The organism is Paraburkholderia lycopersici, from assembly GCF_900096975.1.
Classification (GTDB): Bacteria; Pseudomonadota; Gammaproteobacteria; order Burkholderiales; family Burkholderiaceae; genus Paraburkholderia; species Paraburkholderia lycopersici.
The window spans coordinates 68,099-81,164 of the sequence record NZ_FMYQ01000008.1 but is presented as its reverse complement, the minus strand read 5'-3'; the positions used below and the strand labels follow the sequence as shown (position 1 = coordinate 81,164).

At 64.8% G+C, this 13,066-nt stretch carries 12 protein-coding genes and 3 pseudogenes; 11 read left to right on the top strand and 4 right to left on the bottom strand.

Translation table 11 applies throughout. The features are described from left to right. Positions 1–331: 331 nt before the first annotated feature. From BLU17_RS33735 to BLU17_RS11115, 6 genes and pseudogenes are all read left to right on the top strand, one after another. Positions 332–641, top strand: a pseudogene (locus BLU17_RS33735) (Rossmann-fold NAD(P)-binding domain-containing protein); the annotation flags it as partial. 12 nt (positions 642–653) lie between these two features. After that, complete coding sequence (locus BLU17_RS11135) at positions 654–1,523, top strand: CmcJ/NvfI family oxidoreductase (RefSeq protein ID WP_091996787.1); 870 nt, start codon at positions 654–656, stop codon at positions 1,521–1,523. A gap of 161 nt (positions 1,524–1,684) precedes the next feature. Continuing rightward, complete coding sequence (locus BLU17_RS11130) at positions 1,685–2,287, top strand: nitroreductase family protein (protein ID WP_091996786.1); 603 nt, start codon at positions 1,685–1,687, stop codon at positions 2,285–2,287. Between the two features lie 111 nt (positions 2,288–2,398). Continuing rightward, complete coding sequence (locus BLU17_RS11125; RefSeq protein ID WP_091996785.1) at positions 2,399–3,178, top strand: amino acid ABC transporter substrate-binding protein; 780 nt, start codon at positions 2,399–2,401, stop codon at positions 3,176–3,178. Positions 3,179–3,191: 13 nt separating this feature from the next. Continuing rightward, a complete protein-coding gene (locus BLU17_RS11120) occupies positions 3,192–3,869 on the top strand; it encodes an amino acid ABC transporter permease (protein ID WP_091996784.1) in 678 nt (225 codons plus the stop codon). Continuing rightward, positions 3,869–4,648 (top strand): amino acid ABC transporter ATP-binding protein, encoded by a 780-nt coding sequence (locus tag BLU17_RS11115; RefSeq protein ID WP_091996783.1) that lies wholly within the window; start codon positions 3,869–3,871, stop codon positions 4,646–4,648. Before BLU17_RS11120 ends, BLU17_RS11115 begins: the two co-directional genes overlap by 1 nt. Before the next feature lie 239 nt (positions 4,649–4,887). Here BLU17_RS11115 and araD read toward each other — a convergent pair whose 3' ends face one another. From araD to BLU17_RS11105, 3 genes are all read right to left on the bottom strand, one after another. Beyond that, positions 4,888–6,639 carry an L-arabinonate dehydratase gene (gene araD, locus BLU17_RS11110; protein ID WP_091996782.1) on the bottom strand — a complete coding sequence of 584 codons (1,752 nt, stop codon included), beginning with the start codon at positions 6,637–6,639 and terminating at the stop codon, positions 4,888–4,890. Positions 6,640–6,768: 129 nt separating this feature from the next. Continuing rightward, on the bottom strand, positions 6,769–6,936 hold the full coding sequence (locus BLU17_RS33105; RefSeq protein WP_176929014.1) for a hypothetical protein: 168 nt from the start codon (positions 6,934–6,936) through the stop codon (positions 6,769–6,771). A 137-nt stretch (positions 6,937–7,073) separates the two neighbouring features. After that, the gene (locus BLU17_RS11105) at positions 7,074–8,048 is read right to left on the bottom strand and encodes a dihydrodipicolinate synthase family protein (RefSeq protein WP_091996781.1); all 975 of its coding nucleotides are present in this window, start codon (positions 8,046–8,048) and stop codon (positions 7,074–7,076) included. 291 nt (positions 8,049–8,339) lie between these two features. Here BLU17_RS11105 and BLU17_RS11100 point away from each other — a divergent pair, with 291 nt between their 5' ends. The 5 genes and pseudogenes from BLU17_RS11100 to BLU17_RS11085 form a co-directional block, all read left to right on the top strand. Next, a complete protein-coding gene (locus BLU17_RS11100) occupies positions 8,340–9,077 on the top strand; it encodes a gluconate 2-dehydrogenase subunit 3 family protein (protein ID WP_091996780.1) in 738 nt (245 codons plus the stop codon). Beyond that, positions 9,078–10,746: pseudogene (locus tag BLU17_RS11095) on the top strand (GMC family oxidoreductase). It begins immediately after the preceding gene. An 8-nt stretch (positions 10,747–10,754) separates the two neighbouring features. Next, positions 10,755–12,080 carry a c-type cytochrome gene (locus BLU17_RS11090; RefSeq protein ID WP_091996779.1) on the top strand — a complete coding sequence of 442 codons (1,326 nt, stop codon included), beginning with the start codon at positions 10,755–10,757 and terminating at the stop codon, positions 12,078–12,080. 126 nt (positions 12,081–12,206) lie between these two features. Beyond that, the gene (locus BLU17_RS32315) at positions 12,207–12,350 is read left to right on the top strand and encodes a porin (protein ID WP_143189229.1); all 144 of its coding nucleotides are present in this window, start codon (positions 12,207–12,209) and stop codon (positions 12,348–12,350) included. Then, positions 12,337–12,574 (top strand): annotated as a pseudogene (locus BLU17_RS11085) (porin); the annotation flags it as partial. The gene BLU17_RS32315 and the pseudogene BLU17_RS11085, both read left to right, overlap by 14 nt. 106 nt (positions 12,575–12,680) lie before the next feature. On the opposite strand, the gene BLU17_RS11080 reads toward BLU17_RS11085, so the two are convergent. Then, positions 12,681–13,064, bottom strand: coding sequence for a hypothetical protein (locus BLU17_RS11080; RefSeq protein ID WP_091996778.1), 384 nt, complete (start codon positions 13,062–13,064; stop codon positions 12,681–12,683). Between the last annotated feature and the right edge of the window lie 2 nt (positions 13,065–13,066).

Sequence of the window (13,066 nt, the reverse complement as noted above, 5' to 3'; positions counted from 1 at the left end):
GTCACGTTGGCGGCACCCATCGCGTCTCTTTGGTCCCTTCGGTCCACTCGGGGGCTGCCGCCTTTAGCCATCAGGATTCCACTATGCGGGCGAGGCAGCGCACTTCCAACCAATTAAAACTGCTATCCAAATGGGCGCATGCATCAGATGCAATTGCGCGAATCCGGAAACCATTGCAGATTTTCCGCACGAGTAAACGCGCGAATAAACATATGACCTTTCATTCGTTTCCAAAAGCACGCGCGACGACTAGCTTGAGAAGATCATGAGCGAACGCTCTTCTTCTCTTCCCGCGTTCGTCGCCTGGATCGCCGGCGCGAGCGCAGATCTTGGCGCGGCGGCCTCGCTGCGCGGATGGTCGCCGTTTGCGGCGTTTGCCGCCGCGAGGGCGGGCCTGCGTTCGCCGGCGCAAAGTCTGGCGCGCAAATTCGGACCGCGCGGCGGGCACGTCGCACATATCGTCATAGATGGCGGCATCGACGGTGAACGATTGCGCGGCGCCGCAGCGTGTGGATGCCGCTGGCCCCGATGGCCTGCCGCAAGCCGAAGCGATTGCAGAAAGCGACTGGCAGTTGCACCGCCAGGCCCGCAGCGCCTGGACACAGGAGCTGGACGAGCGCCCATGGCGCGAACCATTTTAATGAGGATGACTCATGAGCACAGTCATGGCCGCCCTTCCTTGCGCAGAGCGAACGCCCGCCGTCGAGGCGGAGCTCAACTATCTCGCGCCAGGGACTACCCGGCCCGTCAATTACACGTTCGAACCGCCGGCGGGAACGCCGTGGAGTTCTGGCACGCTCGACCCTCGACGCGTGACGATCCGCAATGCGCGTCCGCTCGCGGAGGCCGGCGAGATCTCGCTAGACCGCAACGGTTTTCAACTGATTTCGCATCGGAGCGCAGTAAGCGACTTCACTGACGAAAGCCTGATACGCCTCGTCTACCGTCCCGAGGCCGAGGCGTTGCTGCGCGACATGACGGGCGCGGAAAAAGTCGTCATTTTCGACCATACGCTTCGTGACAGCGCGAACGGTTCACGCGCCAGTTCCACGCTTCGCGAGCCCGTGCGGCGGGTGCACAACGATCAGACCTTCGTGTCCGGACCGCGCCGGGTTCGAGACCATCTCGATGCCGAAGAGGCGCAACGGCGGCTCTCGCATCGCTTTGCGATCGTCAACCTGTGGCGGCCGCTCAGCGTAGTGGAACAACTGCCGCTCGCGCTGTGCGATGCCCGCTCGATTGCGGCCGGCGACCTCGTGCCGACGGACCTGGTCTACCGCGACAAGACCGGCGAGACCTATTCGTTTCTCGCGAATCCGCAGCATCGCTGGTTTTACTTTCCCCGCCTGCGTCCCGACGAAGCGCTGCTGCTGAAGATATACGATTCGCTGGAGAACGGCGCGGCGCGGCTCACTGCTCACACGGCGTTCGACGACCCGACCAGTCTTCCGGATGCACCTGCCCGCCGCAGCATCGAATTGCGTGCGCTGCTGTTCTGGCCTGCGAAGACAGACGCGCATTGACGGCCGGTAGCCCCGTATCCCAGACGCACGAATCGTTCATAAGCAACCCAAAACAAATACGTTAGTCGGTCAGTGGAGCGATTTTATACTCGTCGCATCGCGAGACAGCGCGCACGCGCCGCCTTCCTGTCCTCTTTTGCGCCGATCCACAGGATGTCCACATGACCGTATCGAATCAACGCACCGCCGACCACGCCATCGATCGACAGTTCCTCGACCGCTGGTCGCCACGAGCCTTCACGGACGATGCGCTGCCCGAAGCCACGCTGTTCACGTTTCTCGAGGCCGCGCGCTGGGCGCCGTCTTCATACAACTCCCAGCCGTGGCGTTTCGTTTACGCGCGCCGGGGCACCGCGCACTGGTCGCGCTTTGTCGGCTTTCTCAACGAGTTCAATCGCGGTTGGGCACAACACGCCGCTGCAATCGTGATCGTGCTGTCGAAAAAGACCTTCGTGCCGCCCGGTGCAAAGGAGCCGGCCACTTCCGCCACGCATTCGTTCGACAGCGGCGCCGCGTGGGCGCAACTGGCGCTCCAGGCGAGCCTCTCCGGCTGGAAGGCGCACGGCCTGGCCGGCATCGAGCACGAGCGGATTCGCGAACAGCTCGCCGTGCCCGACGACTATGCCATTGAAGCCGCTGTGGCGATCGGACGCCCCGGCGATCCCGCGCAACTCAACGAAGCGCTGCGCGCCCGCGAAATTCCGAACGGAAGATACCCGCTCGCCGCGATCGCAGCCGAAGGAAGATTCGTATTCGCCGAATGACGGGGAACCGCACGCAACAGGCGGCCTCCGGCGCGAGGATTTCGCGCCATTTCACGCCTGACCTGGCGGCGTGATTGCTAGCCGTACCTTTAACATCACAACGTCTCGATCATGAAGACCATCCGCTCCGCACTCTTCGCCGCGCTCCTCTCGGTCGTCGCCGCGACACCGGCCCTCGCCGCCGACGACCTCGCGCAAGTCAAGGCATCCGGCGTGTTCCGTGTCGGCACCGAAGGCACTTACGCACCGTTCACCTATCACGACGCATCGGGCAAGCTGACAGGCTTCGACGTCGACATCGCAACGGCAATCGCTCAGCGGCTCGGCGTCAAGCCGCAGTTCATCGAGGGCAAATGGGACGGTCTGATCGCAGGCCTCGACGTGAACCGCTACGACGCGGTGGTCAACGAGGTTTCGATCACGGACGCGCGCAAGGCGAAGTACGACTTCTCGACGCCGTATATCGCCACGCATGCCGTGCTGATCGTGCGCTCGGACAACACGACCATTCATTCGTTCGACGACCTGAAGGGCAAGAAGTCGGCCAACACGCTGACCAGCAATTTCGGCAAGCTCGCGGCCGAACACGGCGCCGACGTCGTACCGGTTCAGGGTTTCAACGAGTCGATCGATCTCCTGACTTCGGGCCGCGTGGACGCCACCGTGAACGACTCGCTGTCGTTCCTCGATTTCCAGAAGCACAAGCCGGACGCAAAGCTCAAGATCGCCGCAGCCGACACCTCTTCCGCCGACGATCAATCGGGCGTGCTGATCCGCAAGGGCAGCCCGGAACTGCTCGCGGCCATCGACAAGGCGCTCGCCGAAATCAAGGCTGACGGCACCTACGCCCGCATCTCGCAGAAGTATTTCGGCAAAGACGTTTCGCAATAAGGCGGGTTGAACGATGCCGGCATGGCTGCATCTGATGGCGCAATCGTTGTGGCCACTGCTCTACGCGGGACTGGTCTTTACCGTCCCGCTCACACTGGCTTCATTCGCGTCCGGCATGGCGCTCGCGTTCTGCGCGGCGCTCATACGCCTGTTCGGGCCACGCTGGGCGGTCGCCGCCGTGCGTTTTTATATCTGGCTCTTTCGCGGCTCGCCCTTGCTCGTGCAACTGTTCGTGATCTTTTACGGCTTGCCGAACGTGGGCATCGTGCTCGATCCGTTGACGGCCGCCATCATCGGCTTTTCCCTCAACGTCGGCGCCTATAACGCGGAGGTCATTCGCGGCGTGATCGAATCGATTCCCCGTGGCCAGTGGGAAGCCGCTTATTCGATGAACATGACGCGCGCGCAAGCCTTGCGCCGCGCGATTCTGCCGCAAGCGATCCGCGTGGCATTGCCCGCGCTCTCGAACTCGTTCATCTCGCTCGTGAAGGACACGTCCCTGGCGGCGGTCCTGACCGTGCCGGAGATTTTCCAGGCGGCGCAGCGCATCGCGGCCGTGACTTACGAACCGCTGATCCTCTATACCGAGGCCGCGCTGATCTACCTCGTGTTCAGCTCCGTGCTCTCGCAGGCACAAGGCAAGCTCGAGACGCGCTATGGCCGCCACGCATTATTTTCGGCGGGACGCTGATGATCGGTATCGAGAAAGTCCAAAAGTCCTTCGGCGAGCATAAGGTGCTCGCTGACATCGACCTCACGCTCAAGCCCGGCAGCGTCACCGCGCTGATCGGGCCGTCCGGCAGCGGCAAAAGCACGCTGCTTCGCTGTATCAACCTGCTCGAGGTGCCGGATGCCGGTACGCTGCGCATCGGCGGCGCCCGCGTCGAGTTCGGCCGCGAGCGCCGGCTCTCCCGCACCGAAATCGCGTCGGTGCGGCAGCATACGGGCATGGTGTTCCAGAACTTCCAGTTGTTCCCGCACCTGAGCGTCATCGAGAACGTGATGGAAGGGCTCGTCACGGTGCTCAAATGGGAAAAACAGCGCGCCCGCGAGCACGCAGCCGCGCTCCTGGCGAAAGTCGGCATCGCGCAGAAGGCGGACGCCTGGCCGTCCACGCTGTCGGGCGGTCAGCAGCAGCGTGTGGCGATCGCCCGCGCGCTCGCGCCTTCGCCCCAGGTGCTGCTGTGCGACGAGCCGACCTCGGCGCTCGACCCCGAACTCTCCGCCGAAGTCGTCGAAGTACTCCGGCAGCTTGCGCGGGAGGGCACGACCATGTTGATGGCGACGCATGATTTGCGGCTCGCGGCCTCGGTCGCGCACGACGCGGTCTTTCTGAAGGACGGCGCGATCGTCGAGGCCGCACCGTCGCATGAGCTCTTCTCGCGCCCGCGCGACGCCCGCACCGCGCGTTTCGTCTCCACGCTCACCGAGGCTCTCGCGGTTAGCGGCGGTGCCCAGGGCACCGCCTGACATGCCGCCTTGGGAGCGTGAAGACGCGGAAGCGGTGAACGACACCAATCGCGCGCGCCGCCTGGCTGCGCGTGGAGGACGGCGCGCTATTCTGTCCGTCGCCGATGTCGGCAGTCGCACGATGATGTCGCTCCGTTGAGGTCAGGCGTCTGGTCGCCCCGCGCTGCTACGCCTCGACGAAGACGACTACCCGTGGAAATCCGGTTGCGGCCTTGCCTCCTGCCCGGCACGACGCCGCCTTAATGAATCTCGGGCTCGTCACCCGCGCTGGCGCGCGAACTGCTCGCGCCGTCACGTTGCATGAAATCGAACTCGCAGCCCTTGTCGGCCTGCATGACGTGCATCTGGTACATCGCGCCATAGCCACGCGTGAAGCGCGGTTCCGGTGCGACCCACGCGGCCTTGCGGCGCGCCATCTCCTCGTCGGAGATCAGCACGTTCAGGCGGCGCGCCGGTACGTTCAGCTCGATCATGTCGCCGTCCTGAACAAGTGCGAGCGGGCCGCCGACGAACGATTCCGGCGCGACGTGCAGCACGCACGCGCCATAGCTCGTGCCGCTCATGCGCGCGTCCGAAATACGCAGCATGTCGCGCACGCCCTTTTTGAGGAGCTTTTGCGGAATCGGCAACTGGCCCCACTCGGGCATGCCCGGCGCGCCGACCGGACCCGCGTGCTGGAGCACGATCACGCTGTTCTCGTCGCACTCGAGTTCCTCATTGTCGATGCGCGCGGCCATGTCGTTGTAGTCCTTGAACACGACCGCCTTGCCCGTGTGCACGTGCAGGCGCTTCTGCGCCGCGCCCGGCTTGATCACGGCGCCATCCGGCGCGAGATTGCCGCGCAGCACGGCGAGACCCGTATCCGGCATGAGCGGCTTCGCGCGGCGATAGATCACGTTCTCGCTGTAAATTCGCGCGTCGGCGATGTTCTCCCCGAGCGTCCTGCCGTTCACGGTCATCTGCGCGCCATCGATCAGATCGCCGAGTTCCTTGAGCATGGCGCGAAGACCGCCGGCGTAATAGAAGTCCTCCATGAGGTACTTGCCGGTCGGACGGAGGTTCGCGAGCACCGGCGTACGGCGCGCGATTTCATCGTACTGTGCGAGCGTGAGATCGACGCCGGCGCGGCGCGCGAGCGCGATCATGTGGACGATCGCATTGGTCGAGCCGGAGAGCGCGAGGCAAGTCGTCACGGCGTTGTCGACCGACTTGCGCGTGATGATGTCTGAAGGCTTGAGGTCTTCCCACACCATCTCGACAACGCGCATCCCCGTCTTCGCCGACATCTGCGCATGACGCGAGTCCACGGCCGGGATCGACGCAAAACCGGGCAGCGTGAAACCGAGCGCTTCCGCGGCGCCAGTCATGGTCGATGCGGTTCCCATCGTCATGCAGTGGCCCGGCGAGCGCGCGATGCCGCCTTCCACGCCCTTCCACTCTTCCTCCGTGATCCTGCCCGCCCGCAGGTCGGCCCAGTACTTCCAGGTGTCCGAACCCGAGCCGAGCGTCACGCCGTTCCAGTTGCCGTTGAGCATCGGGCCCGCTGGCAGGAAGATCGTGGGCAGATCCATCGAGATCGCGCCCATGAGCAGCGCGGGCGTGGTCTTGTCGCAGCCGCCCATCAGCACCACGCCGTCGGCCGGATAGGAGCGGATCGTCTCTTCCGCCTCCATGGCGAGGAAGTTGCGGTAGAGCATCGTGGTGGGCTTCTGAAACGGCTCGGAGAGCGTTTGCACGGGCAGTTCGACCGGGAAGCCACCCGCTTGCCAGATGCCGCGCCTGACCTCTTCCACGCGCTGCCTGAAGTGCGTATGGCAAGGGTTGATCTCGCTCCACGTATTGAGAATCGCGATCACCGGCTTGCCCGCGTACTCTTCGCGGCTGTAACCCATCTGCGCGGTGCGCGAGCGGTGGCCGAACGACCGCAGGTCGTTCACGCCGTACCAGCGATGGCTGCGCAGTTCCTCGGGGGTTTTTCGCTTCTTGCTCATCCTGCGTTGCTCCGGGTGTTTCTAGCAAGGGCGCCGGCCTGGCGCTGCGCCTTCGCACGCGACACGAGTTGTGTCGGGCTGACGAACCGCACGGCGGCCAGCACCACGCCAGCGTGATGGCCATGTAGATCATCGCCATGGCGCCGATGGACTCGACACATGCACGCCCGTCGAGAAGACGAGAGCGCCGCCAACCGATCGTGGCAGCCGCTCGAGCCAGAGGTTCTGCTCGATGCCGGCAGCGAGCGCGCCAGTGCCCGCCGGCACGAGATCGATGTCGTCGCGGCTGCCACACATACGTCCAGCACGCGGGCCTTCAGGCGTCCCTCGAACATCGCATCTCCTCACGTCCTTTTATGGAATTGTTCTGCGCAACCTGCTGATTCCTTTCTTGCCGGGCCATGGCAGAGGATGCCGAACCACACGTCGAGTTGTCAAGCAACATAAGGCGACCCCGTGAGACTGGCGTGGGCGGCCCGCGCCGAGGCAGCCAGTTTCTGCTCGAATGCGAGCAGCGCTCTAGCCGCTTCGCCGATCTCCGGCAGCGCTTCGGCAGGCGACTGCGAGAGCAGCGGCAGGATCGGCCCCATGTCGGCAATGCCCGAGAGCGTCACGGCGTCATGCAGCACGCGAATGAGCGAGATGTCGTCGCGCAGCGTTTCGAGCGGCATGAAGGCATCGTAGAGGCGTTGCGCTTCTTCTGCACGGCCCTCCTTCGCGGCCTTCAGCAGCGCCATGACGGCGTTCGAAGCGATACAGCCCGAGCCCGTGGTCCAGGCAGCCAGGCCGAAATCGCGCACGTGGACGAGCGCGGGCCGCTCACCCATGCCCGAAACGACCTTCGAGGCCGGCACGCTTTGCAGCAGGCGGCGCAGATACGGGTCGTTCGCCGGGTCCCCGCGCACGATCGCGTATTTGATCGCAATGAGCATGCCGCGGTCGATCAGGCGCACGAGCGTGTCGACGTCGACGTGGTTCTCGCTCTTGATATAGAGCGTGAGCGGCATGCCGGCGGCATCGACGACGCGCGCAAGGCCCGCCTCCACCCCCGCGGGCGTGGTGAAGCCGGGGAGCGGCAGCACCATGGCCGTTTTGTACTGCGTTTGGGCAAGAATCCGCGCCTGGTCGAGCATTTTGCCGAAGTCGGGACCGATGGCCGGAATCACGCGCGTTTGCGGCGCGGCGAGGTCGGCTAGCATGCCAAGCAACTCGCGGAATTCGCTGACGGCGACGTGATACAGGTTCGCATTGCCGCCGTACAGCAGCGTGCGGATGCCGCCTGCTTCCATGTGGTGAATCAGCCTGCGGTTCTGTTCGACGTCGAGCGAGAGACCGGAACCGCGTGCGAGCGGCGGCACCGCCATCACCGTCGAGGCGAATTCGCTCTCGACAATCGGGAACACGTTCATAAGGCCTCGCGCTGGAGATGGAGCGTTGTCGATACCGCGCACGGTATCATCGCGTCGCCCGTGTTGTAAAACAACAAAGCAAATTTGTCAGGGCCGGTTCGCGGCGTTCTGCGCCGGCCTTTCATGCACGGTCGGTGCAGGCCCGGCCACGGATTACTGTAGAATCACGCACCAAGAATGGAACCGGTTCCAAAGACATTGACCGCGGTGGCGGGCCCGATGACGGCTGGGCAGGATCCCTGCGCGGACGCGGTCAGATCATGTCGCGCCGAACTCATACAGAATTCCACCATGCCTGAATCTCCTCTCACGACACGCCGCGGCTTCCTGCGCGCGGCAGCGGTGCTCGTTCCCGCCAGCGCGCTGGCCGGCTGCGAGGGCGGCACGAAGCCGCCGGGCGCGGAGGCCGCCGCAGGCAGCGCGGCCTCCGCGCCTCACGCAGCCCCGCAAGCCGCCTACAAACCGCGCTTCTTCGACGCGCGCGAGTGGGCCTTTGTCGAGGCCGCAACGGACCGCCTGATTCCCGCCGATTCCGAAGGCCCCGGCGCGCTGGAAGCCGGCGTGCCCGAGTTCATCGACCGGCAGATGGACACGCCCTATGCGCACGGCGCGCTCTGGTACATGCAGGGACCGTTTCAGCAAGGCGTGCCCGAACTCGGCTACCAGTTGAAGCTCGTGCCGCGCGACATCTACCGGCTCGGCATCGCGGCCGCGAACGCGTATTGCTCGAAGGCATACGGCAAGAATTTCGACGCGCTCGACGCCGCCACGCGCGACAGCGTGCTCTCCGCGCTCGAAGCGGGCGAGGCTCAACTCGACGGCGTGCCCGCGGCGGTGTTCTTCGGCCAGTTGCTGCAGAACACGCGGGAAGGGTATTTCTGCGACCCCATCCACGGCGGCAACCGCGACATGGCCGCATGGAAAATGATCGGCTTTCCCGGCGCGCGCGCCGATTTCATGGATTTCGTCAACCAGAACGGCAAGGCCTATCCGTACGGCCCGGTCTCGATCACCGGGGAGCGTACCTGAATGGCAATCAAGAAACCTCACGTCGATGCCGTGGTCGTCGGCTTCGGCTGGACCGGCGCGATCCTCTCGAAGGAACTGACCGAAGCGGGCCTCACCGTAGTGGCGCTCGAGCGCGGCGAGTATCGCGACACCTACCCCGACGGCCCTGCCCTACCGCCAGCTCGCCGCGTTCCTGCCCGGCGAAGGCGTGGGCGGCGCGGGCCTGCACTGGTCCGGCGTGCATTTCCGCATCACGCCCGAAGAACTGCGCCTGAAGAGCCACTACGACGAGCGCTACAGCAAGCAGTTCATCCCCGAAGGCATGACGATCCAGGACTACGGCGTGAGCTACGACGAACTGGAGCCGTACTTCGACTTCGCGGAAAAGGTGTTCGGCACCTCGGGCCAGGCATACAAGGTGAACGGCAATGTCGTCGGCGACGGCAACGTATTCGAAGCGGCGCGCAGCGACAATTTTCCGTTGCCCGCGCAACTGAATACGTATTCGGAACAGCGCTTCTTCGACGCGGCGAAATCGATCGGCCTGCACCCGTACCGCCTTCCTTCTGCCAACACTTCGGGCCCCTACACAAATCCGTATGGCGTGCAGATGGGGCCGTGCAACTTCTGCGGCTACTGCAGCGGCTACGCGTGCTACATGTACTCGAAAGCCTCGCCGAACCTCAACATCCTGCCCGCGCTCAAGCAGGAAAAGCATTTCGAACTGCGCTCGAAATGCCACGTGCTGCGCGTGGAACTCGACGACACGAAACGGCGCGCCACGGGCGTGACCTACATCGATCCGGCCGGACAGGAAGTGTTCCAGCCTGCCGACCTCGTGATCGTCTCGGCGTTCCAGTATCACAACGTGCACCTGCTGCTGCTCTCGGGCATCGGCAAGCCCTATGACCCGATCTCGGGCGAGGGCGTGGTGGGCCGCAACTTCGCGTACCAGAATCTCTCGACCATCACGGCATCCTTCGACAACGACACGTGGACGAATCCGTTCGTCGGCGCGGGCGGCAACGGCGTGGCCGTGGACGACTTCAACGCCGACAACTTCGACCACGGCCCGCTCGGCTTCGTGGGCGGCTCGCCGCTATGGGTGAACCAGGCTGGCATGAAACCGGTCAGCGGAATCGCCACGCCCGCGGGCACGCCGAACTGAGGCGCCAAGTGGAAGAAGGCCGTGAAGGACCACTACGCGCACACGATCTCGATGGACGCGCATGGCTCCAACATGTCGTACCGCGACGTGTATCTCGACCTCGACCCGACCTATCGAGACTCGTACGGTCAACCGCTGTTGCGCATGACCTTCGACTGGAAGGACAACGACATCAAGATGGCGCGGTACGTGACGGGCCAGATGCAGAAGATCGCCGAGGCGATGGGCCCGAAGGCCCTGAACGTCTACACGCGCCAGTTCGGCGTGCGCTTCGACTCGCGCCGCTATCAGACCACGCACCTCGTGGGCGGCGCGATCATGGGCACGGACCCCAGGACGAGCGTCATCAACCGCTATCTGCAGAGCTGGGACGTCCCCAACGTGTTCGTGATGGGCGCTTCCGCATTTCCGCAGGGGATCGGCTACAACCCGACCGGCCTCGTCGCCGCCCTCGCCTACTGGAGTGCGAGAGCGATTCGCAACCAGTATCTGAAGAATCCCGGCCCCCTGGTGAGCGTGTGAAGAGCGGTATGAAGAAGAACTTTTTCTCCACATGCGCGAACGTTGCACGCGTGACGATCGCGGGCGCGGCTTTCACGACCTTCGCAGCGCAAGCCGCCGAACAACCGGCCGCCCGCGGCGAATACCTTGCGCGCGCGGGCGACTGCATCGCCTGCCACACGATACAAGGCGGCAAGCCGTTCGCGGGCGGCCTGAAATTCGACACGCCGATCGGCGCGATCTATTCGACCAACATCACGCCCGACGTGAACACCGGCATCGGCAAGTGGAGCTACGACGACTTCGCCAGAGCCGTGCGTCAGGGCGTGCGCCCCAACGGCGAGACGCTCTACCCGGCGATGCCCTATCCCTCGTACGCGCGCCTCTCCGACGACGACATGAAGGCGCTCTACGCCTACTTCATGCAAGGCGTCGCGCCCGTGCCGGCGCACAATCGCGCGGTGGACATTCCGTGGCCGCTTTCGATGCGCTGGCCGCTCGGCATCTGGCGCACGCTGTTCGCGCCGAAGGTGCAGCCATTCGACGCCTCGCGCTACAACGACGCGATCGTCGCGCGCGGCGCCTATCTCGTGCAGGGCCTCGGCCATTGCGGCGCGTGCCACACACCGCGCGCGCGCACGATGCAGGAACTCGCGCTCACCGACCTCGAAGGCGACGACTTTCTCTCGGGCGGCGCGCCGGTCGACGGCTGGTTGCCGTCCAGCCTGCGCGGCAACCCGCGCACGGGCATCGGCGCGTGGAGCGAGGACGACATCGTGCGGTTCCTCAAGTCGGGCCGCAATCTGCATACGGCGGCGTTCGGCGGCATGACCGACGTGGTCCAGCACAGCACGCAGCACATGGACGACGCGGACCTGCTCGCCATGGCGCGCTACCTCAAGACGCTGCCCGCCAGCGGTGCGAAGGAAACGCCGCACGCCTACGACCCAGCCGCCGCCGGCAAGCTGCAAAACGGCGATGCGAGCGCGCGCGGCGCCGCCGTCTATCGCGACAACTGCATGGCCTGCCACCGCAGCGACGGGCGCGGCTATATGCGCGTGTTTCCGGCGCCAGGCGGCAACCCGGTCGTGCAGGGCAAGGACCCCACTTCGCTCATTCACGTGCTGCTCTCGGGCAGCACGCTCAAAGGCACGAAGTCCGCGCCTTCGTCGTTTACGATGCCGCCGTTCGGCTGGCGTCTGTCCGACCAGGAAGTGGCCGACGTGTCCACCTTCGTGCGCACGAGCTGGGGCAGCGCCGGCGCGCCGGTCAGCGCCGAAGCCGTCGCGAAGGTCCGCAGGACCGTCACCGTAAGCGCCCCGGAGATGCCGCCCGGCGCTTCGCTCAAACGCTGACGTAACCCGCGCCGTTCCCTTTCCCTTCCCGCGCAAGCGCTGGCTGCCTCGTTCGCGAGGTAGCCAGCGCTTGCGTGCACAACCAGAAATCGCTCACGAAGCGATCCATCGACATCGAAACAACAAATGATGAGAAAACACCTGCTCGCCGCACCAGTCCTGCTGTCCTTCGCCGGCATCGCATCGGCACAGGGTTCGGTCACGCCCTACAGCATTGCCGACGCGGGCATGACGTATCGCAGCAACGAGCACCGCGGAAGGCGTAGATGAGGACGCGCAAGTACCACAACGTTTCGGCGGGAGCCACCTATGACCTCTCGACGCGCTCGACCGTATATCTGCTAGCGGGCTATCAGCACGCCTCGGGCATGACGCTCGATACCGCGGGCAAGCCCGTCGCGGCCACGGCCTCGGTGTCCGACAAGGGCAACGGCCACTCGCCGGCAGCGCAGTCGCAGGCGATCGTGAGCATGGGTTTGCGCCAGAGATTCTAAACAACGTCGAACTTCGTCGCGGGTCCAATGAAACTGCGGACGCTCATGCGACGAGCGCCCGCAGTTTCATTTCCGGCTGCCGCTGAGGCGCGCATTGGCGCGCGAGTCAATGCAGCACCTCGGGCCGCGCCAGCAGGCCGTAGAACTCGTCGATCGTGACAGTCGGCGCGAACTGAGAGAGTGTCGCGACGATCACGTCGTCGCAAATCGCCGATCCTGCCGCCGACTCCAGTTCGACTCCCGCCTCCACGGCCTGGTTCTCGGCCAGTTCGAGGGCGATGGACAGGATGAAGCGTGCATCGGACTGGGTGAATAGCGTCTTCATGCCCGCTCTAACGGCGTTCGCGGGGGAACCTTTAGCGTTTTCGCTACTGGCGCGCGCATACCCCGAACTGGCCGGGACGCGCACGTCAATCGTCAGCACATTGCGATGAACGCCGACGACATCGACGTGCCCTGGGTCCAGCGCCACCGCCTCGTTCCGCGACATTC

What these genes read in the sequence shown, in the direction of transcription:
- BLU17_RS11135 (WP_091996787.1), top strand. Translation starts at nt 654, where the DNA reads ATGAGCACAGTCATGGCCGCCCTTCCTTGCGCAGAGCGAACGCCCGCC.
- BLU17_RS11130 (WP_091996786.1), top strand. Translation starts at nt 1,685, where the DNA reads ATGACCGTATCGAATCAACGCACCGCCGACCACGCCATCGATCGACAG.
- BLU17_RS11125 (WP_091996785.1), top strand. Translation starts at nt 2,399, where the DNA reads ATGAAGACCATCCGCTCCGCACTCTTCGCCGCGCTCCTCTCGGTCGTC.
- BLU17_RS11120 (WP_091996784.1), top strand. Translation starts at nt 3,192, where the DNA reads ATGCCGGCATGGCTGCATCTGATGGCGCAATCGTTGTGGCCACTGCTC.
- BLU17_RS11115 (WP_091996783.1), top strand. Translation starts at nt 3,869, where the DNA reads ATGATCGGTATCGAGAAAGTCCAAAAGTCCTTCGGCGAGCATAAGGTG.
- araD (WP_091996782.1), bottom strand. Translation starts at nt 6,639, where the DNA reads ATGAGCAAGAAGCGAAAAACCCCCGAGGAACTGCGCAGCCATCGCTGG.
- BLU17_RS33105 (WP_176929014.1), bottom strand. Translation starts at nt 6,936, where the DNA reads ATGTGTGGCAGCCGCGACGACATCGATCTCGTGCCGGCGGGCACTGGC.
- BLU17_RS11105 (WP_091996781.1), bottom strand. Translation starts at nt 8,048, where the DNA reads ATGAACGTGTTCCCGATTGTCGAGAGCGAATTCGCCTCGACGGTGATG.
- BLU17_RS11100 (WP_091996780.1), top strand. Translation starts at nt 8,340, where the DNA reads ATGCCTGAATCTCCTCTCACGACACGCCGCGGCTTCCTGCGCGCGGCA.
- BLU17_RS11090 (WP_091996779.1), top strand. Translation starts at nt 10,755, where the DNA reads ATGAAGAAGAACTTTTTCTCCACATGCGCGAACGTTGCACGCGTGACG.
- BLU17_RS32315 (WP_143189229.1), top strand. Translation starts at nt 12,207, where the DNA reads ATGATGAGAAAACACCTGCTCGCCGCACCAGTCCTGCTGTCCTTCGCC.
- BLU17_RS11080 (WP_091996778.1), bottom strand. Translation starts at nt 13,064, where the DNA reads ATGTCGCGGAACGAGGCGGTGGCGCTGGACCCAGGGCACGTCGATGTC.